Raw genomic sequence first — 24412 nt, 5'->3', positions numbered from 1 at the left:
ATCAACGGGGCATCTGCCGCCCCACCAACTGGGAGACCACTCATGATCCGTAAAACCTTGCTCGCGAGCGCTGCCGCTGCTGCCACGCTTGCCGCTGCCCCTGCCATGGCGCAGGACCCGACCGAGGCGTGTTTTGTCTATGTCGGCCCCATCGGCGACGGCGGCTGGACATACCAGCACCATCAGGGCGCGCTTGCCGTGAAGGAAGAGTATGGCGATGCCGTCAATATCCGCTGGCAGGAAAGCGTGCCGGAAGGTGCCGATGCCGAGCGTGTGATTACGCAAATGGCGATCTCGGGCTGTGACATCATCTTCACCACATCCTTTGGGTATATGGATGCGACCAATGCGGTGGCGGCCAAGTTCCCGGACGTGAAATTCGAGCATGCGACAGGCTACAAGCGTGAGCATCCGAACGTGTCTACCTACAACGCGCGCTTCTACGAAGGCCGCGCCGTGGTTGGTCACATCGCGGGCAAGATGACCCAAACCAACAAGATCGGCTACATCGCATCCTTCCCGATCCCCGAAGTGGTGATGGGCATCAACTCTTACTACCACCACGCCAAACTGGCGAACCCGGATGTCGAACTGGTCGTGACATGGGCCTACACATGGTTCGACCCGGCGAAAGAGGCGGATGCCGCCCGCGCGATGCTGGATCAGGGTGTCGACGTGATCACTGCACACACCGACTCGACTGCGCCATTGGCTGAGATCGGCAAAGAGGGTGGCAGCGCATGGGGCTTCGGTCAGGCGTCTGACATGGCCGCCTTCACGACAAATGACGATGGCACGCCGGGACCGCGGATCGCATCGATCATTGACGAATGGTCACCCTACTATGTGAAGCGCGTGGGTCAGCTGATGGACGGCACCTACGAGCAGATCGACAGCTGGGCCGGTATGCCGGAAGGCGAAGTTGTCATCGGTGAGATGACCGATGCGATCCCAGCAGACGTTCAGGCCGAAGCACAAGCCATGATCGACGCGATCACGTCGGGCGAATACCACCCGTTCACCGGCCCGATCAACAAACAGGACGGCTCCGCTTGGCTCGCCGAAGGCGAAACCGCAAGCGATGGCGATCTGCTGAGCATGGGCTTCTACATCGAAGGCATCACAGGCGACATTCCGAACTGATTTCAGTCGCAGCACCACCGATCCCGGAACCCCGCTACGGCGGGGTTTCGTTTTTCCGGCGTTTCCTTGAATCGTGCTCCCGCGCGGCTTGACTCGTCCGCCGGATTGCCGCCGATTGATGTCACCTTGAGGAGATCAAAATGACGTCCTTCGACACCGAACTCAAAGAGCGCCTTGTGCGCTACTGCGCCATCGACAGCCAGTCGAATATGGACAGCCCGTCGGCGCCATCGACCGAGTGCCAACACGACATGCTCGATCTCATGGTGCGGGAATTGACCGAGATCGGGGCGTCGGATGTGACCAAGACGCACTACGGCACAGTGATCGCGACAATTCCTGGCACGGCTCCAGGACCGACCATCGGGTTTCTGGCCCATGTCGATACCGCGCCCCAGTTCAATGCGACGGGTGTCAGACCGCGTGTGGTTGAAGGCTACAATGGCGGGACGATCACCTATCCCGACGATCCCAAACTGGTTCTGACCCCCGAGGACTTTCCCTACCTTGCAAGCAAGGTCGGGCACGACATCGTCACTGCGTCTGGCCTGACACTGCTCGGCGCGGATGACAAGGCAGGCGTGGCGATCATCATGACCGCCATGCGACATCTTCTGGAGACCCCCGAGATCAAACGTCCGACGATCCGCGTGGCCTTCACCCCGGATGAAGAGATCGGCCGCGGGGTTGATGAGAGGCTCCCGGCCGATTTGGGCGTCGATTTCGCCTATACCTTCGACGGTGGCGATCTGGGCGAGGTCACTTACGAGACATTCTCGGCGGATTTTGCCGTGGTTAGCGTCACCGGCGTTTCGATCCATCCCGGGTGGGCGAAAAACAAGCTGGTGAATGCCATTCATCTTGCGTCCCGGATCGTTGAGACCTTGCCGCAGGTCACGATGACCCCAGAGACCACCGACGGCACCGATGGGTTCATTCACGCGGTCGACATGCAGGGCAGCGCCGCCAGAATGGAGCTGCGCTTCATCCTGCGGGATTTTGAACGGGACGGGCTGGAGGCGAAAGGCGCCCTTTTGCGTCAGGTCTGCGCAACCGTTGCCGCCACAGAGCCCCGGGCCGAGATCACCTGCACGATCACGCCACAGTACCGGAACATGCGCTATTGGCTGGAAACGGACATGACGCCAGTCGACCTCGCCCGCGCCGCGTTGAGTGACCTCGGTATCGAGGAACTGTCTGTTCCGATCAGGGGTGGCACCGATGGCTCGCGCCTGACGGAAATGGGCGTGCCCTGCCCCAACCTTTTCACCGGCATGCAGAACGTGCACGGACCGCTGGAATGGGTATCGGTGCAGGACATGGCGGCGGCCACGCGCCTGTGTCTGCGCATCGCGGAGCGCGCCGCCGAAGCCTGAGCGTTACTTGACCTGGATCGACATCAGATACCCGACCAGATCCGCCATAGGCTCCGGCGCGAGAACCGGCTGGCCGCTTGGCAGTTTCATCGGTGTGTTGGCGACTCCTTCGAAATAGGGGCCGTAGACCGGCATCGGTGAGCCGTGACTGACCAGGGGATCAGTGCCGTCGATCCGTCTCAGAACGCGCTCCAACGGGAACTGACCTTCGTTCCCTGCTGCCAGCGTCGTCAGATTGGTGGGCTGCAAGAGCAGTGCGGCCGCCAGTGGACCGTTGCCGTCGGCATCCGCGCCATGGCAATTGGCGCAGTGGCTTTGGAACAGCGCACGGCCTTGATCGGCGTCCTGCGCGGACACGGCAGAGGCGCAAAGGCAAAGCGCGGCGAGGCAGGCATGGGACAGTCGCATTCGAGATCTCCATCCATTTGACTGAAACTGAGGCAAGTCTAGGAATTCCGGGACCGCGCGACGTTGATCGGGATCAAGCGATTTGTCGCTCGGCAATCTACAGCTACTGTAGAGGAAAGAGTGGGAGTCGGACCATGCGTATCTTCGCGATTGTGCTGATCTTAATGATCACGCCTGCGTGGGCGCAGGACACCGACCTCGAGCTTGTGCTTCTGGCCGATGCATCGGGCTCCATCGACCAGCGCGAGATCGACTTTCAGCGGCAGGGCTATGCGGCCGCGATCACCGATCCCGAGGTGCTGTCCGCCATCGCCAATACGGCCTACGGATCGATTGCCGTGACCTACGTGGAATGGGCTGCGAACCAGGCAGTGGTGGCGGATTGGACACGGATCGACGGGCCGGAGTCAGCGGCGGCCTTCGCGCTGGAACTGCTTGAAAAACCGCGTCAGGCCTACGGGCGTAACGCCATCGGCGCAGCACTGCTGGAAGGGTTACGACTGATGGAGACAAACGCCTTCGACGGCTGGCGGCGGGTGATCGATTTCTCGGGCGACAGCGTGCGCAACTATTCGGGACCGTCCATCGCAGAAGCCCGCGCGACGGTGGTCGCAGCAGGTGTGACGATCAACGCGCTGCCGATCCTGCGCCCCGACGACCCCGGCCGCGCGCAGGGCGGGCTGGAAGCGCAGTACGAAGCGCAGATCATCGGCGGTCTGGGAGCATTCGTGGTGACGGCAGAAGACCGAGCGTCCTTTGCCGAAGCCGTGAAGCGAAAGCTGATTTTGGAGATTTCCGGTCAGATGCCGGAAAAGACGGTGGCAAGTGCTGCTGAAAGGCTCTTCAAAGAGCCTTGATCCGCGCTTTGGAAAACGCGGGCCAAGCGTCTTCCAAGACGCTTCACTCGTCGAGCGACCCGTGCACCGCCAGCATCGTCAGTTCTGCCTCCTGCGCCTCGATCACGCGGAAGCTTTCCTTGACGCCCGCTTCGGTCAACTCGCGGCTGACGGTCAAGAGCGTGTTCGGCGCGTGTTCGTCACACAGCTCTGCCATGTGGGCGATTTCCTCTGCGGCGACACCTCTGGCGGCTTCAACGGACGGTGCGCCGTAGAGATCGACAAAGTGCTGCGCCAGTCCGAGCACGAGTGCGTCGTGTTCCGCGGGTTCGATCTGCGTCACCGCAACGAAACTCACGCGACCAAAGGTTTCCGCGCCAAGCCATCCGTTCGAGAAGGCCTGCTTTGCCTTTCCGGTCAAATCGGCCTCTGACCAGTTCGAAAATTCGAACCCCCCGGAGATGCACCACTCCCCCGTCCGCGCCGGAGAGTGGAAGACGCGCTGGTCGCTTTCGTCAAAATGGATGGCACGGGCGAGGTTCATGTCCGGGTCTCCAGAAGGTCTGTCACGGGGATTACTGTGGTCTGGCCGCCCGAGCGAAGCAAGAGGCCGAGGTCTTCATCAAGACCAAGGAAGTGCCCGGAGCGGCCAAGCACCTCGATATCTTCTCCCAAACCGTAAGCCAGTCCGGCAAATTCACGGTGCAGCGGCGCCATCCCGTCATCTTCCCACCGATTGATCCAATTCAGGAGATGGCGCGACCAGCTTTCGAGGAATTGCGTGGGCGACAGCCCGCCGCACCCCTCGCTCATGAGATCGGTTTCATCCGGCGTGGCACCGCCTTCCGCCTGTGGCCGCGCAAACGTCAGCGTAAAACCGGTGACCATCCACGCCGGTGGCTGGGTGAGGTCAGCGCCGGACGCGGCCGCCTTGACGGCACCGCAGCGAGCGCCGTTCACACGGATCGGGCCGGACCATTCCAGATGTACCGGAAGTTCCGCAGGGCCAAGCGCGCCCAGGGCGTTTTGCACGGCAACGGCGGTGAGCGGCAACATGGCGGCGGCTTTGGCCAGCGGGACCTCGGGTGCGAGAACGATCGCGGCCCGAAGGCGGTCGGGGGTGATGTCGTACAGTATCGATCCGGCGTCGCAGTCGTTTGACGCCGCTTCGCAGGCCGCTTCAAACGGATCAGCCCCCGCCGCGTTGATGCCTTGCATCAGCGGCGGGAAACTCGGGCCGTGACTCATGCCTTCCCCACCTCGATCAGCTTGCGCGCCAGATCGCGGAACGCGCCGGCTTGCGGGCTGTCGGGCTGTGACACGACGATCGGGGCACCGCCATCTGCGGCTTTGCGGATATCGAGGTGAAGCGGGATTTCGGCCAGAAGCGGCACACCCATCTTCTCCGCCTCCGCCGCCACGCCACCATGACCGAAGATATGCTCTTCGTGCCCGCAGTTCGAACAGATATGCGTCGACATGTTCTCGATCAGGCCCACGATGGGCACCTGCATCTGGTTGAACATATCGATCCCCTTGCGGGCGTCGATCAGAGCCACGTCCTGTGGGGTTGAGACCACGATTGCGCCGTCCACGTTTGTCTTTTGCGAAAGTGTCATCTGCACGTCACCGGTGCCGGGCGGCAGGTCCACGAGCAGAACGTCAAGCGCGCCCCACTGCACCTGCATCATCATCTGCTGCAAGGCCCCCATCAGCATCGGACCGCGCCAGACAACCGCCTGCCCTTCGTTGACCATGAGGCCCATGGACATCATCGTCACGCCGAAGTTTCGCATCGGCAAGATCGTCTTGCCGTCGGGGCTGGCCGGGCGACCGGACACGCCCAGCATCCTGGGCTGCGACGGGCCGTAGACATCCGCATCCAGCAAACCAACTTTGCGCCCTTCGGCTGCAAGCGCACAGGCAAGGTTGGCGGAAACCGTGGATTTCCCGACACCGCCCTTGCCCGACGCGATGGCGATCACTCGGTCGACACCCGGGATCTTCTCCGGCCCAGCCGGTTTTGGCTTTGCGCCGCCTTTCAGATCGGGCGGCGGCTTGGGCGCGGAATGCGCGGTCATCACCGCCGAGACAGAGCTGGCGCCAAGCGCTTTCACGGCGTCTTCCGCAGCTTGCCGCACGGGCATATAGGCCTGCGATTGGTCACCGGCGACCTCGACCACGAAGCGGACCGCATCGCCATCGACGTTCAACGCCCGGACGATGCCCGCCGCAACAATATCTTGTCCCGAGGCGGGATCCTTGATCGCCTTGAGAGCGGTAAGAACCGCATCGCGTGTCAGTGCCACGTCAGTCTTGTCCTTTGATGGTGCCCGTCACGACATGTTCGAGGTCCAACCCGTCAATGGTCAGCACCACTTTTGCCTCGAAGTCCTTGCCGGTGGAATCGGCATCGCGCATCGCCTCTTCGATGGCCTGTTGGGAAGTGACCCCAACCTGCTTCAGAAACTTGCGCATGGACATATTGAAATCGTCGCTCATTGGCTCCCTCCCCGAGGACAAATGTGAGTCTGAGATACAGTTTATCGGACTGTTGACCTGTCTACGCCACGCCCCCTAGGCTTTCAAGCGGCGAGGGCGGCCGGAAGGACGGAACCATGAGACAAGCTGGATACGCCGCAGCTCTGATACTGGCACTCGGCGCCCCTGCCTTTGCTCAGGACAAGCAGTTCACGCTTTCGGCGCCGGACGCCTTGATCGAAAGCGGGTTGTTGAAACACATCCTGCCGCGCTTTTCTCTGAAGACGCAGACGCGCATCACGCTTGTCGCGCCCGATGCCCCTGCGGATGCGCGTTTCGGCACGGACGGTCTCGTTGCGTTCGAAGGGCTGGAGCAGGTCTGGAAGTACGACGCGGGCAACGACGCGGACGCGCAGCGGTTTGCGGAGTGGCTCCGCTCGGACGTCGGGCGCAATACCATCGATGGCTACGAGGTCGATGGAGTCGCGCCTTTTACCTCCGAGGTCGAGGTCAAGAAGGTGGTTGTCGCTGTCACCTATGATGGCGATGCTGCGCTTGGGGAAAAAGTCTCACTGTCTTATTGCGGGCGCTGCCACGTGGTGAGCGACAAGAACCGGATGAACTCCATCGGATCGACGCCCTCTTTCGCGGTGCTGCGAACACTCTCGGATTGGGAGAACCGATTTCAGGCGTTCTACGTTCTCAATCCGCACCCCGCTTTCACGCAGATTACGGACGTGACAGACCCGTTCGATCCGTCGCGCCCCTCTCCGATCCATGCGCTGGAAATGACGCTGGGCGATCTTGAGAACATCATGGCGTTTGTGCAGGGCATTCCCCCAGCCGATCTGGGCCGGTCCATGAGGGCACTTAGTGAATAAGCTTCAGGTCTTTGATCGGCAGGTTTGGAAAAGGGCGGGAAGCGAAGCAAAACATTGAATTTTTACGCGCTACGGAGTAATGTCTGAAGATATTTCTTGCACAGACAAATTTATTCGAGACCAGAACGATGATCCAACTTCAACTGCAATGCATTGATAACATCACTCCACAAATATTCACGACACGCGTGATCGAGCCTGTGCTGTGTCACCTGGAGAATTTCTCGAAGTCCGCGACGCAGCTGCTCCTGGGAACAGCTCTGCACGAGAGTATGGGACTAAAGCACCGTCGCCAAATCGGTGGACCGGCGCGCAGCTTCTTCCAAATGGAACCGGCAACGCACGACGATATCTGGAACAACTACCTCGCCTACCGGGATGACCTTCGCGGACGTGTCGAAGCACTGATGAGCCTGCCGAACGCAGACAAGCATGTCGAACTTGAATTCAACGACAACTATGCTGCCGGGATGGCGCGCGTGCACTATTTGCGCAGCCCCGACCCTCTGCCGAAAAGTGATGATATCGTGGGACATTCGAACTATTGGAAAAAGCACTACAATACGGCCAAGGGCAAAGGCACGCCCACCAAATACCAGAATGACTGGACTGCGCATGGCGGCCCGAAGGTATATTTCCGATCGGATTGCACGGTTTAGGGGTTTAGGATGCGCGGCTATCTGGCAATGTCTATGACACTACTGCTGATCGGGACGTCAGGCATTCCCGAAGCGCGTGCCGACGTCAGAATCAATACCACGAACGGGGTAGCATACTTTCATGTGCTGGTCAGCCTGACCCGCGGTGATCTGCTACCCAATCCTGATACGCGGGATGATGATCTGGCCTACACGCTCTCGGACGGCGGCATGTTCGAAGTCTACATCCCGCCGGACCGCCTCCCCGGGGTCAGCGCGCCGGGATGTGATCTCGTTATTCTCCGCATGCCGTGGACGAGCCCGGACGCCGATCCGTCCTATATCGATGAAAAGGCTGCGCTTCTCCAAGAAATCCTGAGTGTGCGCGACGGGGACAGCGAAGAAGTGGAGGTTGCGGTCGAGCTCAATCCCTACGTGGAGACTTCAAACGGCACCTATTCGCTGACGCAATGCAATGCGTTTTTCCGGACCGCTTTCGAACGGTATGTCCCGAACGTGGAACCGCTGACTCGATAAAAGCTGTTATCGCCGGCGACGATCAATGCCGCAACCGAACTCTGTGCGTCCCCTCAGTGATCCCGACGTTTCGAATAGGGCGTGTCCGACAGGTAATCGTCCGTCGTGCGCGGTTTGCGGGGCTCTCCCATAGCAAACGGATTGTTCTCTGAATGGTACTGCGCAGAGATCCGGCAATTGTCACACATCTGGATCATCTTCGCCGCACTCTCATTGGCGAACATGGAATGCTTGCCTGCGAGCTTTTCGGTGATCTTTTCGATGGTCGATTTCACCCCAAAGAGCGCGCCGCATTCGATGCACGCAAACGGTTCTTCTTCGTTCAACACAACCTGGCTCAAAGCTGCATCCGTCAGGTTCATGCGCGGTTCCAGCGCAATGGCATCCTCGGGGCAGATGTTGGCGCAAAGCCCGCATTGCAGGCAGGCGTCCTCCTGGAACAGCAATTGCGGCAGATCGGGGTTGTCCCCCAGCGCGCCTGACGGGCAGAGCGACACGCAACTCAGGCACAAGGTGCAAGCGTCCGTGTTGACGAGCACGGCTCCATAGGGCGCGGCGTCGGGCAAAGCCAGAATGTCGGCCTCGGGGTTTAAGGCTTTCGCTGCGACCCGCGCAACTTGACGCCGGGTACCGATGGGCAGGTTGGGTGTGGCAATGGACTTTGCTTGTTCAGCGCCAAACAAGGCATCGGACAGTGCGTCCGGGTCCATCAGGTCCAACAATCGGACCGCCTCTTTGCCTGCGAGCGCGTTCGCAAGCGCCGCTTCGACGGTCGGTGTGTCCCGTTCCGTCTTTGGCGCGAGAAGCACATCGATGGACGCGAACCCGCATCCCAGCGCGGCCATCATCTCGGCATGACCAAAGCCTGCCAGCGTATCGGTTTCGAACGGGATCACGTCGGCGGGCAGACCCCGGCCAAAGCGCGCGGCAAGTCGGATCATCTCGCCGCCATGCTCTGCATCATGTACGAGCAGGTGCGGATGCGTGCCGCCCGCTTTGCGATATGTCGTTGCCAACGCGTCCAGTCGACGGAACACGGCAGAGACCGGGGGCGCGTCATAGGTGATCGCGCCCGAGGGGCACAGCGCCACGCAAGCGCCGCACCCGGCGCAGATCATCGGGTCGATGGCGACATGGTCTCCGGCGGATGTGATCGCGCCGGTCGGGCAGATGTTCAAGCATTTCGAACAGCCCGCCTGTTCCGCGCGGCTGTGCGCACAGATCGCCGGTTCAAGCGCGATATAGAGCGGTTTTTCGAAGGTCCCGACCATTTGCATCGCTTCGGCCATGACATCCGCCACCATGATAGGCTGCCGCGGGTCGGCGCGGAAATAGCCCTCGCGTTTATGTGGGGCGGGCACCATCGCTTGATCGCCGGTCAGGTCGATCACGATGTCGCATTCCGACACGGCTCCGTCTTTCGGGTCGCTGAAAGTGAACGCCCCGCGTCCACCGGGTTGCAGCATCGAGAAACGGTCGATCCGGACCTTAAAGCCGCCCAACGCGCCAGAAAGGTTGCGGATGGCACCACGCACCACGTCGAACCGGCGGTCAGCCGGGACATCGGAGGTATCGGTCTGCAAGACGGTGACAGCAAGCGTGCCGCACAACTTCGCTGCGGCCTCGAATACCGTATCGCCAGTGCCAACCAGAAGGCAGGTGCCCTCGCTCACCACATCGACGACCTTCGGCATCGGGATTTGGAGTTTAGCCTCAGCCGCGAGGGCCGCCATCTTTGGCGCAGCTTGCGCGCCTTCGTCGCTCCACCCGGCGCGGTCACGGATATCGACGCACGCGGGTGCGTCGACGCCGATCTCTTCTGCCAACATCTCGAAAAACGCGCTTTCCTGGGCGCACGCGACGATCACATCGCTGTCTTCCATCAGTTTGGCCGCTGCATCCGCTTCGGCACCACAGAGGTTGGTATGGACGCGCGACACCTCAAGGCCCGACGCTTCCGCGATGCGGGGGGCGTCAACGGATTGGCTGCCGAGGCAGTCACACAAAATCAGTTTGGTTCCCATTCACTGGCCTTTCTCTGGGCCTTTCGAAGCGCTAGCTGGCGCGGCGTTGTGTCCGAAGGTCGACATTTCGCCCTACCCAATGGCTATGCTACCCAGATGTCAACTGCGCCAAACGTGTCTTGGGGAGGAGACGGACGCTTGACCGGATCAGATGATCGTTCGACCACGCTTCCAATCGGAGTAGTGTTGCGCCGCAAGCCGGGCGCGACGCGCTGGCAGAAATGGGCGTGGAGCGTTTCTGCCCTCCTGCCCGGAGCGGGCCCGGCTGACTGGAAAGTATTGCGCGAGGAAGGCGACAGCGCCGAGTTTCACATCGGCACGCTGCCCCTGACCCTTTGGCGCACCGATGCCGAGGCCTATCGCATCGCGCTCGCCGAGGCGACGCCCTGTGCTTATGTCGTGCTGGAGCCGTCAAGCGATGCGGACCGTCCGCTTGCGCTCAAACTCGTGACTGCGAACCCGCATGAGGCGATGCAATACTCCGAAGGCGGCGATGACCTGATCGAAAAGGTGCCCATGCCCCCTGCCCTGATCGCTTGGGTGCAGGAATGGACGGACGCGCATTTCGTCGAAGAGCCGTTCAAAAAGCGCAAACGGAAGAAATATCTCGAGGACAAGGTCGAAGACGGGGTCGGTGATCCACGCATCCAGCAAGTCACCGATGTCTATCGCGCCCCGTCACGGGACCGGAAGCTGGGATCGTCATGAGCCGGGGATCGGATTTCTGGTCACGGCGCAAGGCGCAGGTCGAGGCCGAAGCCGCTGAAGAGGCGCGTGCGGTCGAAGATGCCGAGGCGCGCGCCGCTCAGGCGGAACTGGAAGAGAAATCCGACGCCGAGATTCTGGACGAACTGGGTTTGCCCGATCCCGACCAGCTTGAACCCGGTCAAAACATCTCGGGCTTCATGCAGAAGGCCGTGCCTGAGCGTTTGCGCCAACGTGCCTTGCGCCAGTTGTGGCGATTGAACCCGGCGCTCGCCAATCTGGACGGCTTGTGTGACTACAACGGCGACTTCACCAACGCGGCCACGGACGCACCCGGCGTGGCGACGGCCTATCGGGTCGGCAAGGGTCTGATGAAACACATCGAGGCGCTGGAACGCGAAGCAGCGGAGAAGGCGAAAGGCATCGCGGCAGAAAACCCAGAGAATCCGTCGGAATTAGCAGCTATAGGCACAGATTCCGAAGTGGACGCGGAAAATGCAGAAAAAACGGAAATTCTGCAAGATTCTGCAGATACTGCAGATGCATCTACGACCATCGTCTCAGACGTCGCGGAATATGCTGACGGAACACCATTGGATACAGTGGAAGAGGAACCTTTGCGTCCTCGCCGGATGCGTTTTCGAATCGAGAGTGAGACAGAATGAGCATGAGCGCAGCTCAAGCCACGCCAGCAGTGTCAGACGAAGACCGCCTGAGGGCGGACCTCTACAATTTTTTGGGCCTCATTCTTTCTGCACCCCCGGACGAATTGCTCCTCGCCCAGACCGCTGGTTTGTCCGGCGACGAGACCGCCATCGGATCGGCTATCGGACGGCTTGCCGATTGTGCGAAATCGACCAAACCGGCACAGGCGGAGAAAGAGTTCAACGCGCTTTTCATCGGGTTAGGCCGGGGTGAATTGTTGCCCTATGCGAGCTTCTACCTGACCGGGTTTCTGCACGAAAAGCCGCTTGCCGTGCTGCGCAACGATCTGGCCGCGCGCCGGATCGAGCGCGCACCGAATGTCTACGAACCCGAAGACAATATCGCCACCTTGATGGAGGTCATGGGCGGGTTGATCGTTGGCCGCTTTAATGCCCCGGCGACACTCGACGATCAGAAGCTGTTTTTTAACCGGCACATCGCACCTTGGGCCGGCCACTTCTTTGACGATCTGGAAAACGCAAAATCCGCGATGCTTTTCAGCGCGGTCGGATCAGTCGGGAAGGCGTTTATGGAGATTGAGCGCGAAGCGTTCAGACTGACCTCGGCCTGAGCCGAGCTTGAAACCGGCGGGCAACCGTCACCCCTTGCGGCGCCCCGCCGCGCATTTGGAAGAAAGGAAGGAGACTTCCATGACAAAGAAAACCGAAGCGACCGCAAGTCGCCGTGATTTTCTGAAGCTTGCCGGCACCGCCGCGCCCGCAGCCGTGGCGGCCGTCGCCGTGTCCGGCACACAGGCCGCAGCGGACGAAACGCCGGTCGCGGATGGCAAGATGCAGGATACGCCGCATACGCGCGCGTACCTGGCCAGCACGCGGTTCTGATCGCGCTTCTCACCCCCTCCTGACGGCCAACGGACGACAGGACGCAACCCAGCCGACAGCGCAAGGGCGCTCAGGTAGCTAACGAGGGACACCATGCTAAGAAAGAAAACCGGAGGGCTGACACGGCGCGCTGCGCGGACCGGCCTGATCTCCGAAGTCGCCAATAAAACAGTCGACAGACGTACCTTCCTGCGCGGATCGGGCCTGGCCATCGGTGGCCTTGCCGCAATCAGCGCCACAGGCGGCACGGTCACGCAAGCCAGCGCAGCAACAGCGGTCAACGGCGCGGTCGAAACGGTCAAGTCGGTCTGCACACACTGCTCAGTCGGCTGTACGGTCGTTGCCGAAGTTTCGAATGGCGTTTGGATCGGCCAGGAACCCGGCTGGGACAGCCCGTTCAACCTGGGCGCACATTGCGCGAAAGGTGCCGCGGTTCGTGAACACGCCCACGGCGAGCGTCGCCTCAAGTACCCGATGAAGAAAGAGGGTGGTGAGTGGAAGCGCATCTCTTGGGAGCAGGCCATCAATGAGGTCGGCGACAAGATGCTGGCGTCGCGCGATGCGCACGGTCCTGACTCGGTGTATTGGCTCGGTTCGGCAAAGCACAACAACGAACAGGCGTACCTGTTCCGCAAGTTCGCCGCCTACTGGGGCACCAACAACGTCGACCACCAGGCGCGGATCTGTCACTCCACCACGGTTGCGGGTGTGGCGAACACATGGGGCTACGGCGCCATGACCAACAGCTACAACGACATCCACAACAGCCGCGCGATCTTCATCATCGGCGGCAACCCTGCCGAGGCGCACCCGGTCTCGCTGCTTCACGTCCTCAAGGCGAAAGAGCAGAACAACGCACCGGTCATCGTCTGCGACCCGCGCTTCACGCGTACGGCGGCACATGCGGATGAGTATGTCCGCTTCCGTCCCGGCACCGACGTTGCGCTGGTCTGGGGTATCCTGTGGCACATCTTCGAGAACGGTTGGGAGGACAAAGAGTTCATCCGCACCCGTGTCTGGGGCATGGACCAGATCAAGGAAGAAGTCGCCAAGTGGAACCCCGAGGAAGTCGAGCGCGTCACCGGCGCCCCCGGCAGCCAGCTTGAGCGTGTGGCCCGCACCATGGCCAACAACCGCCCCGGCACCGTGATCTGGTGCATGGGAGGCACGCAGCACACCAACGGCAACAACAACACGCGCGCCTACTGTGTGCTCCAGCTGGCCCTTGGCAACATGGGCACATCGGGCGGCGGCACCAACATCTTCCGCGGCCACGACAACGTGCAGGGCGCGACAGACCTTGGTGTTCTGTCGCACACTCTGCCGGGCTACTATGGCCTCGCTGAAGGGTCCTGGAAGCACTGGGCCCGTGTCTGGGGTGAGGATTACGAGTGGCTACAAGGCCAGTTCGGCTCCAAGGAGCTGATGGAGTCCACCGGCATCCCGGTGTCGCGCTGGATCGACGGGGTTCTTGAAGACCCCGAGAACATGGATCAGCCCGACAACGTCAAGGTCATGGTGCTCTGGGGCCACGCGCCCAACTCTCAGACCCGCATGACCGAGATGAAGACGGCGATGGAAGAGCTGGACACGCTTGTCGTGATCGACCCCTTCCCAACCGTCTCTGCCGTGCTGCATGACCGCACCGATGGCGTCTATCTGCTGCCGGCGGCGACGCAGTTCGAGACTTATGGCTCGGTCACCGCGTCCAACCGCTCGATCCAGTGGCGCGACAAGATCATGGACCCGCTCTTCGAGGCGAAGACCGACCACGAAATCATCGGCCTCTTCGCCAACAAGTTCGGGTTTGCGGATCGCTTCTTCCGCAACATCGAGATGGACGATGCCAACACGCCGAACATCGAGAGTGTGACCCGCGAGTTCAACTCGGGCATGTGGACGGTGGGTTACACCGGCCAGTCGCCAGAGCGGATCAAGCTGCACATGGCGAATCAGCACACGTTCGACCGCACCACGCTTCAGGCGATCGGCGGTCCAGCAGACGGCGATTACTACGGTATGCCGTGGCCCTGCTGGGGCACTGCCGAGATGAAGCATCCGGGCACGCCGAACCTCTACGACATGTCGAAGCCGGTCTCCAAAGGCGGTCTCACCTTCCGGGCACGCTTTGGCGTTGAGCGGGACGGCGACAACCTTCTGGCAGAAGGTGTTGCCAGCGCAGGGTCGGAAATTCAGGACGGCTACCCCGAGTTCACCATGCAGATGCTGATGGACCTTGGCTGGGACGGTGACCTGACCGACGAAGAGCGCGCCGCGATTGACGCGGTGGCAGGTCCGAACACCAACTGGAAAACCGACCTCTCGGGCGGCATCCAGCGGGTGGCGATCAAGCATGAATGTGCGCCCTTCGGCAACGCCAAGGCTCGCGCTGTTGTGTGGACCTTCCCGGATCCGGTGCCGCTGCACCGCGAACCGCTCTACACGCCGCGTTACGATTTGGTGGCGGATTACCCGACCTACGAGGACAAGAAGTTCTACCGTCTGCCGACCCTCTACAAGTCGATTCAGGCCAAGGACTTCTCGGGCGACTACCCGATCATCCTCACCTCGGGCCGTCTGGTCGAATACGAGGGCGGCGGGGACGAAACCCGGTCGAACCCGTGGCTGGCTGAGCTTCAGCAAGACATGTTCGTCGAGATCAACCCGCGCGACGCTAATGATCTTGGTGTTCGGGACGGCGCACAGGTTTGGGTCGAAGGTCCGGAAGGCGGCAAGGTCAAGGTGATGGCGATGCTCACAGAGCGCGTCGCACCGGGCGTGGCCTTCATGCCCTTCCACTTCGGCGGACATTTCCAGGGCGAGGACCAACGGTCCAAGTATCCGGAAGGCGCAGACCCCTATGTGCTGGGTGAATCGACGAACACGGCACAGACCTATGGCTACGACTCGGTGACCCAAATGCAGGAAACCAAGTCGACGCTTTGCAAAATCGTCGCAGCGTAAGGAGGACCTGAAACATGGCACGCGCTAAATTTCTCGTCGACGCCGAACGCTGCATCGAATGCAACGCCTGCGTCACAGCCTGTAAGAACGAGCACGAAGTTCCGTGGGGCATCAACCGCCGCAAGGTGGTGACGATCAACGACGGCAAGCCCGGCGAACGGTCGATCTCGGTCGCTTGCATGCACTGCTCGGACGCGCCTTGTATGGCCGTCTGCCCGGTGGATTGCTTCTACCAGAACGAAGAAGGTGTGGTCCTGCACTCCAAGGACCTTTGCATTGGTTGCGGCTACTGCTTCTACGCCTGTCCGTTCGGCGCGCCGCAGTACCCGCAAGCGGGCAACTTCGGGTCGCGCGGCAAGATGGACAAGTGCACCTTCTGCGCCGGTGGCCCGGAAGAAAACCACTCCACAGCCGAGTTCGCCAAGTACGGCCGCAACCGGATCGACGAAGGCAAACTGCCGATCTGTGCGGAAATGTGTGCGACTAAGGCGCTTCTGGCGGGGGACGGCGACATCGTCGCTTCGATCTACCGCGAGCGAGTAGTCGCCCGTGGCTTTGGGTCCGGCGCATGGGGCTGGGGCACAGCATACGATCAGAAAGACGGCTAAAGCCTCTTTCCCTTAAAGAAAACGCCCCGGTTTGCGCCGGGGCGTTTTCTTTGGGAGCAAGACATTCGAATTGCCGTAAAGCGCTTTCCAAGGCGCTTAGGCTCGCGCTTCGACGTCCATCCAGACCGGCAAGTGATCCGAGGCGCGCTTGGCCTCGCCCTGACGAAACACTCCGGCATCAGCGCATCGGAACCCGGGGCCCACCGCAAAGCGATCCAGTGCCGCGACCGGGCGACTAGTGTGGAAGGTTTGTCCCGGCACGATCATTTCGAAATGATCGTCGATCAGATCGAAGCCGATGCGCGTTGACCATTCGTTCATGTCCCCGGCCACGATGGTACGCGCACTGTTCTCCCCGATCTCGTCCAACAGGTGCGCCAGTTGCAGCTGTCGGCAGCCCCGGCGAAGGCCAAGATGAGTACCGATCACAGTGACATCGAATTCCGGCCCGCGCAGGTCCGCCCGCACCGCGCCGCGCGGTTCGATTCCGGGCAGCGAGAACCGCTCGGTCGACAAAACGGACCACCCCTCGCGGACAAGGATCGCGTTGCCGTGCCAGCCGGAGCTTGGCCCGTTGGTCACCTGCAGAATGCGCAGGCCGGTGTGATCGTAAAGCTGCTCTTGCGGGAGCACCGCCGGTCTTGACCCGAGCCGTTTGTCTGCTTCCTGCAAAGCGACCACGTCGGCGTTGAGGTCTTCCAGCACCCGTATGATCCGCAAAGGGTCGCGACGCCAATCGAGACCTACGGCTTTACGGATGTTGTAGCTGACGATCCGCATTACAGAATTGGCGCAAACAGCCGCGAGATGCGTGCTGCCATGCCGACGAGCATGGGACGGTCTTCCAGGTCGAAATCGACGCGTCGCGCCTTTTCGAGGTCGGCTGCGAGCATCTCCTCCACATCAGCTGCTGCCGCTTTGCCTTCCATGACAACCGCGATTTCGAAGTTCAGCAACCCGGAGCGGATGTCGAGGTTGATCGACCCGATGGACGACAGGTCATCGTCGATCAGGATCACCTTTTGATGCATGAATGCGGGATCGTAGACCCAGATTTCCCCACCCGCCGATCGGAGGTCATCGAAATAGGCCATCGCGGCGTAATAAGTGAGGTAGTGATCCGCCCGTCCGGGCACCAGCACCTTCACATCGACGCCGCGCAGGGCTGCAAAGCGCAGCGCGGTCAGCACGTCCCGATCCGGCGCGAAATAGGGTGTCGCGATCCACAGACGGGACTGCGCGGCGTGGGCGGCGGCGATGAAGTAGAGATTGCCCGCCGCGACGTCCTCGGCCGGGGATGGGGCCAGGGCCACGGCGTTGGTGTCACCTGCCTTGGACGGCACCTCCGCGCAATACTCGCTCAGGTCTTCCCCACAGGCCCACACCCAGTCAGAGGAAAAGTGCAGCCCGAGCTGTTGTACGATTGGACCCTCGAACCGTGCGAATGTGTCTCTCCACGCGCCGATGGCGCTTTCGCCAAGGTAGGTTTTGGACACGTTCAATCCGCCGGTGAAAGCGACGGTGTTATCGACGATGACCAATTTGCGATGATTGCGGTAGTTGAACTGGAACGGACCAAGAAGGCGCTTTGGGCCTTGAGGACGGGCGAGGTGAATCCCCGCGTCGGACATCTTTTTCTTGAACGCCTTCGGCAAACCGAAAAGGGGCAGTTCGTCGTGGAGTACCCAGACCTTCACACCGGCTTGCGCCCGTTCGATCAAGGCATCGCGCAAGGAGCGCCCCACGTGGTCGTCTTTGATGGTGTAATACTGGACGAAGATGTGAGACTGCGCCTGAGCGATGGCGTCCGACAACGCGCTGTACGTCTCGTGCCCATCGAGCAGCAGCGACATTGCGTTGCCTTCGGTCACGGCGAGGTTGGAAATGCGGGCGAATGGACTCAGGCGCGGGCTGGGATGCGTGGTTTCCGCGCCAATCGCGCCGTCGAACATCTCTTCATCGGATTTCTTCCGGTCGCGTTCAAAGCTTTTGTAATCCGCCAGGCCGAACACGAAATAAAGCAGCACGCCGATGATCGGCACCAGCAGGATGAGAAGAATCCACGCCACTGACCCCTGTGGAGTCCGCGACGTGAGAAGCGCGCGATAGGATGCGATCAGCGACAACGCCCCGATGGCGATGGCAATGGCTGCGTTTCCCAGTGTCAGAAATTCTGTCATCTCTCTTACCACACGCTAGGAAACCCCAGGGTTTTGCGGTATCTCCTCCTAAAGTCGCAAAGAACGGCGCTTTGCCCGGTCACGTCACCCAGATAAACTGTGTATGAACGGACTCAACAATAAAACTGTTAGGGCGTTCCATGCGCCCGCCAACGAGGGACCCACCCAATGCGTGACGCTCGAAATCCGCTTTGCTTTCTGTTTGTCGCTGTTCTCGCGCTGACAACACTCCTGACTGCCGGCTTTTCGTCCCCAACCTTCGCACAAGAGGCGGCGGAAACCGAGATTGACCGGTCAGCCACAGGTGGAGCAACGACGCTGGAGGACATCATGCGCCGCCAGCAAGGTCTGCAAACCAACGACAACGCCTCTCGCGCGTCAAATGTCGGTGATCCATCGGCGGCGGCCGGATTGAGCGAACAGCTTGGCACGCTGGGTGGTGCATCCGACCCGGACCTCTGGCGCGGCATGCGGTTTAACGCGGCGGATGTCACGACACAGGTGCGTGGTCCGGCCTCCGAGGTTCTGATCCAGGACCGCGGCATGTGGTGGCTGCAGTTCCGCGAAGGGCCGCTTTTGACCTATGGCGGGTACCTTCTGCTCGGCACGCTTGGGTTTCTGCTGCTGTTCTTCCTCGTACGCGGGCGCGTGCGGATTGACGGCGAAAAGACCGGTCGCCGGATAGAGCGGTTCAAGAATTTCGAACGCTTCGGGCATTGGCTTTTGGCCGGTTCGTTCATCCTGCTGGGCATCACCGGCTTGGTTTCGCTCATGGGTCGGAAATTCCTGATCCCGGCATTTGGTCACGATGCGTTTGCCTGGATCGCTGGGTATTCCAAATGGGTGCACAACAACGTGTCCTGGGCCTTCATGATCGCGCTTGTGATGATCTTCGTGATGTGGGTGGTGCATAACCTGCCTGACAAGACGGACATCAAATGGCTCGCCAAGGGTGGCGGTCTGTTTGGCGGGGGCCACCCGCCCGCCAAGAAGTTCAACGCGGGTCAGAAGCTGATTTTCTGGTCGGTGATTGTGCTGGGTGCGTCGATCTCGGTCTCCGGTTTGTCCCTGCTCTTCCCGTTCGAGCTGCCGCTCTTTGCGAAGACCTTTGCGGTTCTGAACAGCACCGGACTGCCCGAGATGCTTGGCTTCGGTGTCTTGCCGGAAACCATGACGCCGCATGAAGAGATGCAGTACGCGCAGCTTTGGCACGCAATCGTCAGCTTTGTTCTGATGGCGATTATCCTCGCGCATATCTACATCGGGTCGGTCGGCATGGAAGGCGCTTATGACGCGATGGGGTCCGGCATGGTCGAAGAGCAATGGGCCAAGGAACACCATAGCCTGTGGGTCGAAGAGGTGCAGAAACGCGAACGGGATGCCCCGGGCAACGCGACACCCGCCGAGTAAGATGCGCGGGGCGCTACTGCTTGGCGCTGCGGTGCTGTGCGCATCGGCGGCGGGGGCTGATGAGTTCTTCACGTTGAAAGGTCACGGCGGGCCCGTCATGGGGATTGCCGTGTCCGACAGCGACCAGATCGCGACGGTGAGCTTCGACAACGCCGTCGGTCTTTGGTCCGGGCAAGCGCCCGTCTGGTTTGATGGGCACGAAGCCGCTGTAAACGCGGTGGTCTTTGGACCGGATGGTACGCTTTTTTCCGCAGGTGACGATTTCTCGATCCGGGTGTGGGCGCCGGACGGAACGGAGCAAGCCGTTTGGCATGGGCACAAGGGCAAGATCGTGTCGCTGGCGCTGTCGGCAAACGCGGAATGGCTGGCTTCGGCAAGCTGGGATGGCACCGTCGGACTTTGGTCGGTGGCGGGTGGACCGCCGGTCTTTCTGGAGGGGCACAGCGGACCGGTGAATGACCTGGCCTTCACGGGCGACAGCGCGCAGCTCTATTCCGCCTCGGCAGATGGTAGTATCCGACTGTGGAACATCTCTGAACAGGACGAGGCGATCCGCGTCGTCGAACACGGGTTCGGTGTGAACGAGATCGAGCTGAACGAGGCTGGCGGCTGGCTGGCATATGGCGCAGTTGATGGTGGCACACGTGTTCTGGACGTCCAGAGTGGCGAAGTTCTTGCCGATCTGTCGCTCGACAGGCGACCGATCCTTGCGATGACGCAGAGCGACGTCACTGACCAGCTCGCCGTTGGAGACGGCGAAGGGTACATCATGGTGGTCGACACATCCGAATGGCGGATCACACGCGATTTCCGCGCGACAGAGCGCGGTCCGGTCTGGGCGTTGGCGTTTTCGAACGACGGCACCAACATCCATGCAGGTGGTCTGGACGCGCGGGTCTATTCGTGGCCGGTTGAGACGATGGGTGAATATGACCCGATGCAAACCGGCACGCCCGATTTCCTTGTGCGCGCGGATGAGATGCCCAACGGCGAACGGCAGTTCATGCGCAAATGCTCGATCTGCCACACGCTGACCCCGGGCAGCGCGCGGCGTGCCGGGCCAAGCCTGTATGACGTATTCGGGCGGCAGGCCGGGACGGTGCCGGATTACAGCTATTCAGACGCGCTGAACGGATCGACGATTATCTGGGACGAGACCACCATCAATGCTCTTTTCGATGTGGGACCGGACCTGTACATTCCCGGAACGAAAATGCCGGTTCAGCGCATAACGGGTGCGCAGGATCGGGAAGACCTCGTGACTTACCTGCGCAAAGAGACCGCGCCAAAGGAGACGACAGAATGAAAGCCATGATCCTTGGATTCATTGCTATCGCGGTCATCGCCGTGAGCGGCGATCTGATCATGGACCAGATGGGATGGAGCGCCGAAGAACAGGGATCGTCGTCGAGCAACGTCCGCCTCGATTAAGTCCCGACGCGCAAGGTTGCCGTCTGCTGTCTCAACCACGCAATAACACTTAACGCCGTGATTTTGCCCGTGGCCGGGTTTTCGTCGCTCGGCCGGTTCTGGATTGACATGGTAAAGTCCGAACTGTCCGACGTGACTCGCACCGTGTGCAGGTTGCGGGTGACGGAAGGATCGGCCCAAACCTCCATCCGGGTCTTTTCGGGGCCAATGCCAGCAAGGCTTACGGCAACTGCCACGTTCACGTTGGCTGGAAAGTGCCGGGCGATATCGACCACGGGTCCGGCGATGATCTGCATTGGCTCCGTGAGGCCCGTCAAATCGATGCCGTTCTCCTGCACGTAAGGCGCCTTGATCAGACCTGCCACCGGTTTTCGAGTCTCGATAACCGCCGACGTGATCTCGCCCTCAGCGGCACCCTTGATTGCATCCAACCCCAGGATCGCGCCCGACGGGATCGCAATGGTCGCGCCGGTCTCGGCCGCGCGGTCGATCAGCGCTTGCTGCCCCAGAAGCTGGCTGGCTGTGAGAACCACCAGCGTCTTGCCCGCCTCAATCGTCGGTCTGGCGAGGTCGAGAAAGAGCGTCGGAGGCAATGTCTCGATAACAACATCGCATTGCCGCGCGATTTCGTGCAGCGCGTAGACGGGAGCGGGCGTGTTGAGGGTGGCGTTTGCGTCCGCCGCGCGCGCGGCGTTGCGGGTGGCAATACCCGCGAGCGTGCATCCTGGGATCCCGCCCCGGTCCAGTTCTTGCGCGACGCGCAGACCGATGGCGCCAAGACCTGCGATGCCGACCTTCATGCGCGATACCTCTCGACCATTTCTACGATCCTGTGCGCCGCAGCGACGGCGGCTTCGTGATCCTGCGAGAAATTGAGCCGGATGCTATTGGCCGTGTGCGGCGCGAATTCCGAGCCGGGCGTAACCGTGACCCCGGCCTGAACGCGTAACAGACGGGCGAAAGTTTCCGGTGGAACTGCAAGGTCCGGGAGTTCCGGAAAGACGTAGCTTCCGGCCTGCGTTGTTGCCGTGGGGAAACCCGCTTTGCGAAAGATCATGAGAAGGTCATCGCGGATCGCTTCATGCTGCGCGATGCGCTGTGCCATCCAGCCATCGGGTTCCCGGAACCAGGTGCGGAGCGCCGCTTGCGAATAGCCTGCGGCGCGCAAGGAGACGATGGCCTGCAGTTTCTCCATCCGCTCGATCAACGATGCGGAGCCGAAGGCCACGCCAAGACGGAAGCCGCTGAGAGACTCGGTTTTCGAGGGGCCCATGATCGTGACGAGCTTGTCAGGACGTACGGCGCAGGCGCGCAAATGGGTGTAGGTCTCACCGCTATAAAGCAGCCGGGAATAGAGCTGATCTACGATCAGTGTCACGTTGTGCGCGGCCGCCAGTTCAGCAATTCGAGTGATGGCGTGTTGGGAAAAAACCAATCCCGTCGGATTGTTGGGCGTGCTGAAGACGCACACCTCGACGCCCTTCGAGAATGCGGCTTCGAGCGCCGCGAGATCCGGCCCATTCTCCTCTGCCGACCCTTGGTAGGTCAGCGGAATGGGAACGATCTCGCCGCCGAAGAAGCGCACGAGTTTACAATTGGCGAAATAGTCGGGCTCCATGATGGCAACCTTCGTGCCCTGATCGACCACCGATCCCAGGGCAAGAAACAGGGCACCTTGCGTGCCCGGCGTGATAATGAGCTCATCGACAGGATCCACCGGTGCGCAGGTGAAGGCCGCCAGATCGCCCGCGACTTGCGCCCGGATATCGGCGTCGCCGCGATACTCGGTATAGGCCTGCGCGCCGCCAACGTCATACCCGTCTTGCCATGCGTCCCGCGCACCGGGTGTTGGCGCAAAGGCATCCACATCGCCATGTGAAAAATCCACAGGGGTGCCGGGCAATACGTCACCCCGCATGATCGATTTGAGGTCTTCCGAGTTTTGCCGGACCTCCTGCCCTGGCGCGTTTTCCGCACCGAGCCCGGCGAATTTGACGTCAAGCTTGCTCATCTCACCCTTCCCCTGCTCGTCGGTCTCACGGCAATTCACGCACCGAGCTTCGAGCGAATAATGGCGATCCCTGAAGGACTCGAACCCTCAACCTGCTGATTAGAAGTCAGCTGCTCTATCCAGTTGAGCTAAGGGACCGCTGTTTTCGGTTTTGCAGGCTTTCCCGGCGCAGGGCAAGAGAGCGTCAGAGCGTGCGGGTCATAAAAACGCTGAGCGGGTCTTCGACGTAATCCGCGAAAGGCGGGCAGTAGGCAAAGCCGTGGCGTTCGTAAAGGCGGCGTGCGGGGGCAAACATGTCTTCCGACCCGGTTTCGAGACTGACCTTCTGAAGGCCCAGCGCGCGTGCCTTTTCCAAAAGGTGCAGGACCAGCGCGTTGCCGATACCGCGACCGCGCATCTCGGCCTTGGTGTGCATGGACTTCAATTCGCCATGTGCCTCGTCCAGTGGTTTGATCGCGCCCATCCCGAGCGTATCGTCACGGTCCCGCAACACGAAGATATGCGCGCCGGATGTGAAAAGCGCATCTGCGTTCAGAACGTGGCAGCTTTCTTCGGGGGATTGCGAGCGCATCGCGGCGAAGTGACGTTCAATCAAATCGACCACGTCCGGGCGCGGTTCGGCCACACGTTCAATCCGGAAGGACGTCACTTAATGCGTCCAGGCGCCTCTGCGGTCGACGGCGAAATTCTCGGCGTAGCCGCGTGGACGAATATTGGGCTTGCGTTTGTTCGGCTCCAGCTGGATCGCATCGATGCCGTGTTCCTTGGCATAGGCTTTTGCCGCATCCAGCGAGTCGAATTTGAGGCGCACCTGGCTTTGGGTATCCGACGACGAGGTCCAGCCCATAAGCGGATCAATCTCGCGTGCGGATTCCGGCACGAATTCGAGCACCCAATGCTTGGTCTTTGCCGTACCCGAGGACATCGCGGTTTTCGAAGGCTGATAAATACGAGCGCGCATGTCTGTCACCTGATCTCAGTTCACATTGGATATGAGAGGTTTGCGCCGATTGCGCAAGCCTTTGTCACTTTGTGAATTGTCGCAGTTGGTGCGGGTGCAAGCAGGGTTCCATCAACCCCCGAGCCGCGGGGAGCGAGGGGTGGGTGTGTGCAACCCGAAAATCAATGGCACCAACTGCTTGCACGTTTAAGGTAACTCTTTCATGCAACTTTGAAAATAAAAAAGCCGGGATCACTCGCAATTGAAGTGCAGGAAAACGCGCCAAAATATG

The 24412-nt window shown here is 60.9% G+C and carries 27 protein-coding genes and 1 tRNA gene; 15 read left to right on the top strand and 13 right to left on the bottom strand.

The features are described from left to right. The first annotated feature begins 42 nt into the window (after window positions 1-42). Window positions 43-1143, top strand: a complete 1101-nt coding sequence (locus tag BUA42_RS03065; protein ID WP_072776207.1) for a BMP family ABC transporter substrate-binding protein — start codon at window positions 43-45, stop codon at window positions 1141-1143. 140 nt (window positions 1144-1283) lie between these two features. Continuing rightward, window positions 1284-2519, top strand: coding sequence for a peptidase T (gene pepT, locus BUA42_RS03060; protein WP_072776206.1), 1236 nt, complete (start codon window positions 1284-1286; stop codon window positions 2517-2519). A gap of 3 nt (window positions 2520-2522) precedes the next feature. Here pepT and BUA42_RS03055 read toward each other — a convergent pair whose 3' ends face one another. After that, window positions 2523-2927, bottom strand: a complete 405-nt coding sequence (locus BUA42_RS03055; protein WP_072776205.1) for a c-type cytochrome — start codon at window positions 2925-2927, stop codon at window positions 2523-2525. A 134-nt stretch (window positions 2928-3061) separates the two neighbouring features. Between BUA42_RS03055 and BUA42_RS03050 the strand changes: the two genes are divergently transcribed. After that, entirely contained in the window at window positions 3062-3784 is a 723-nt protein-coding gene (locus BUA42_RS03050) for a DUF1194 domain-containing protein (protein WP_072776204.1), read from the top strand. Window positions 3785-3827: 43 nt separating this feature from the next. On the opposite strand, the gene BUA42_RS03045 is transcribed toward BUA42_RS03050, so the two are convergent. From BUA42_RS03045 to BUA42_RS03030, 4 genes are read right to left on the bottom strand one after another with little or no spacing between them, the layout of a single operon-like run. Further along, window positions 3828-4307, bottom strand: coding sequence for a DUF6505 family protein (locus BUA42_RS03045; RefSeq protein WP_072776203.1), 480 nt, complete (start codon window positions 4305-4307; stop codon window positions 3828-3830). Further along, on the bottom strand, window positions 4304-5011 hold the full coding sequence (locus BUA42_RS03040; protein WP_072776202.1) for a biotin/lipoate--protein ligase family protein: 708 nt from the start codon (window positions 5009-5011) through the stop codon (window positions 4304-4306). Before BUA42_RS03040 ends, BUA42_RS03045 begins: the two co-directional genes overlap by 4 nt. After that, a complete protein-coding gene (locus BUA42_RS03035) occupies window positions 5008-6072 on the bottom strand; it encodes an Mrp/NBP35 family ATP-binding protein (RefSeq protein ID WP_072776201.1) in 1065 nt (354 codons plus the stop codon). The genes BUA42_RS03040 and BUA42_RS03035 overlap by 4 nt, the downstream gene beginning before the upstream one ends. 1 nt (window position 6073) lies before the next feature. Then, window positions 6074-6265 carry a DUF6494 family protein gene (locus BUA42_RS03030; RefSeq protein WP_072776200.1) on the bottom strand — a complete coding sequence of 64 codons (192 nt, stop codon included), beginning with the start codon at window positions 6263-6265 and terminating at the stop codon, window positions 6074-6076. A 116-nt stretch (window positions 6266-6381) separates the two neighbouring features. Here BUA42_RS03030 and BUA42_RS03025 point away from each other — a divergent pair, with 116 nt between their 5' ends. From BUA42_RS03025 to BUA42_RS03015, 3 genes are all read left to right on the top strand, one after another. Further along, the gene (locus tag BUA42_RS03025) at window positions 6382-7125 is read left to right on the top strand and encodes a hypothetical protein (RefSeq protein ID WP_072776199.1); all 744 of its coding nucleotides are present in this window, start codon (window positions 6382-6384) and stop codon (window positions 7123-7125) included. 128 nt (window positions 7126-7253) lie between these two features. Continuing rightward, the gene (locus BUA42_RS03020) at window positions 7254-7784 is read left to right on the top strand and encodes a hypothetical protein (RefSeq protein ID WP_072776198.1); all 531 of its coding nucleotides are present in this window, start codon (window positions 7254-7256) and stop codon (window positions 7782-7784) included. Window positions 7785-7817: 33 nt separating this feature from the next. Continuing rightward, window positions 7818-8300, top strand: a complete 483-nt coding sequence (locus BUA42_RS03015) for a hypothetical protein (RefSeq protein WP_218588603.1) — start codon at window positions 7818-7820, stop codon at window positions 8298-8300. 53 nt (window positions 8301-8353) lie between these two features. Here BUA42_RS03015 and BUA42_RS03010 read toward each other — a convergent pair whose 3' ends face one another. Continuing rightward, window positions 8354-10324, bottom strand: coding sequence for a 4Fe-4S binding protein (locus BUA42_RS03010; RefSeq protein ID WP_072776196.1), 1971 nt, complete (start codon window positions 10322-10324; stop codon window positions 8354-8356). A gap of 138 nt (window positions 10325-10462) precedes the next feature. Here BUA42_RS03010 and BUA42_RS03005 point away from each other — a divergent pair, with 138 nt between their 5' ends. From BUA42_RS03005 to fdh3B, 6 genes are all read left to right on the top strand, one after another. After that, complete coding sequence (locus BUA42_RS03005) at window positions 10463-11032, top strand: DUF3305 domain-containing protein (RefSeq protein ID WP_072776195.1); 570 nt, start codon at window positions 10463-10465, stop codon at window positions 11030-11032. Next, a complete protein-coding gene (locus tag BUA42_RS03000) occupies window positions 11029-11694 on the top strand; it encodes a DUF3306 domain-containing protein (RefSeq protein ID WP_072776194.1) in 666 nt (221 codons plus the stop codon). The genes BUA42_RS03005 and BUA42_RS03000 overlap by 4 nt, the downstream gene beginning before the upstream one ends. 2 nt (window positions 11695-11696) lie before the next feature. Continuing rightward, window positions 11697-12305, top strand: a complete 609-nt coding sequence (locus BUA42_RS02995) for a TorD/DmsD family molecular chaperone (protein WP_072776193.1) — start codon at window positions 11697-11699, stop codon at window positions 12303-12305. 79 nt (window positions 12306-12384) lie between these two features. After that, window positions 12385-12576 carry a twin-arginine translocation signal domain-containing protein gene (locus BUA42_RS02990; protein WP_072776192.1) on the top strand — a complete coding sequence of 64 codons (192 nt, stop codon included), beginning with the start codon at window positions 12385-12387 and terminating at the stop codon, window positions 12574-12576. Between the two features lie 93 nt (window positions 12577-12669). Beyond that, on the top strand, window positions 12670-15540 hold the full coding sequence (locus BUA42_RS02985) for a formate dehydrogenase subunit alpha (protein WP_072776191.1): 2871 nt from the start codon (window positions 12670-12672) through the stop codon (window positions 15538-15540). A 14-nt stretch (window positions 15541-15554) separates the two neighbouring features. Beyond that, window positions 15555-16148 (top strand): formate dehydrogenase FDH3 subunit beta, encoded by a 594-nt coding sequence (gene fdh3B, locus BUA42_RS02980; RefSeq protein WP_072776190.1) that lies wholly within the window; start codon window positions 15555-15557, stop codon window positions 16146-16148. Between the two features lie 96 nt (window positions 16149-16244). Here the strand turns inward: fdh3B and BUA42_RS02975 are convergent, their stop codons facing one another. Next, window positions 16245-16928 carry an endonuclease/exonuclease/phosphatase family protein gene (locus BUA42_RS02975; RefSeq protein WP_072776189.1) on the bottom strand — a complete coding sequence of 228 codons (684 nt, stop codon included), beginning with the start codon at window positions 16926-16928 and terminating at the stop codon, window positions 16245-16247. Beyond that, the gene (gene cls, locus BUA42_RS02970; RefSeq protein WP_072776188.1) at window positions 16928-18328 is read right to left on the bottom strand and encodes a cardiolipin synthase; all 1401 of its coding nucleotides are present in this window, start codon (window positions 18326-18328) and stop codon (window positions 16928-16930) included. The genes BUA42_RS02975 and cls overlap by 1 nt, the downstream gene beginning before the upstream one ends. A 168-nt stretch (window positions 18329-18496) precedes the next feature. On the opposite strand from cls, the gene BUA42_RS02965 reads away from it, so the two are divergent. From BUA42_RS02965 to BUA42_RS21430, 3 genes are read left to right on the top strand one after another with little or no spacing between them, the layout of a single operon-like run. Beyond that, entirely contained in the window at window positions 18497-19738 is a 1242-nt protein-coding gene (locus BUA42_RS02965) for a formate dehydrogenase subunit gamma (RefSeq protein WP_072776187.1), read from the top strand. Window position 19739: 1 nt separating this feature from the next. After that, window positions 19740-21044 (top strand): c-type cytochrome, encoded by a 1305-nt coding sequence (locus BUA42_RS02960; RefSeq protein WP_072776186.1) that lies wholly within the window; start codon window positions 19740-19742, stop codon window positions 21042-21044. Beyond that, window positions 21041-21169, top strand: coding sequence for a hypothetical protein (locus tag BUA42_RS21430; RefSeq protein ID WP_281249771.1), 129 nt, complete (start codon window positions 21041-21043; stop codon window positions 21167-21169). Before BUA42_RS02960 ends, BUA42_RS21430 begins: the two co-directional genes overlap by 4 nt. On the opposite strand, the gene BUA42_RS02955 is transcribed toward BUA42_RS21430, so the two are convergent. From BUA42_RS02955 to BUA42_RS02935, 5 genes are all read right to left on the bottom strand, one after another. Continuing rightward, complete coding sequence (locus BUA42_RS02955; protein WP_072776185.1) at window positions 21166-21969, bottom strand: aspartate dehydrogenase; 804 nt, start codon at window positions 21967-21969, stop codon at window positions 21166-21168. The genes BUA42_RS21430 and BUA42_RS02955 overlap by 4 nt on opposite strands. Further along, window positions 21966-23180, bottom strand: coding sequence for a pyridoxal phosphate-dependent aminotransferase (locus tag BUA42_RS02950; protein ID WP_072776184.1), 1215 nt, complete (start codon window positions 23178-23180; stop codon window positions 21966-21968). The genes BUA42_RS02955 and BUA42_RS02950 overlap by 4 nt, the downstream gene beginning before the upstream one ends. Window positions 23181-23241: 61 nt before the next feature. Further along, window positions 23242-23318: transfer RNA gene (locus BUA42_RS02945), tRNA-Arg, on the bottom strand. 46 nt (window positions 23319-23364) lie between these two features. Then, complete coding sequence (locus BUA42_RS02940) at window positions 23365-23829, bottom strand: GNAT family N-acetyltransferase (RefSeq protein ID WP_072776183.1); 465 nt, start codon at window positions 23827-23829, stop codon at window positions 23365-23367. Continuing rightward, window positions 23830-24141 carry an ETC complex I subunit gene (locus tag BUA42_RS02935; RefSeq protein ID WP_072776182.1) on the bottom strand — a complete coding sequence of 104 codons (312 nt, stop codon included), beginning with the start codon at window positions 24139-24141 and terminating at the stop codon, window positions 23830-23832. Between the last annotated feature and the right edge of the window lie 271 nt (window positions 24142-24412).

Origin of the sequence: Marivita hallyeonensis (genome assembly GCF_900129875.1) — a bacterium.
In the GTDB taxonomy this organism is placed as follows: domain Bacteria; phylum Pseudomonadota; class Alphaproteobacteria; order Rhodobacterales; family Rhodobacteraceae; genus Marivita; species Marivita hallyeonensis.
Note: the sequence above shows the minus strand (reverse complement) of the source record. Positions and strands in the feature narration are given on the sequence as shown.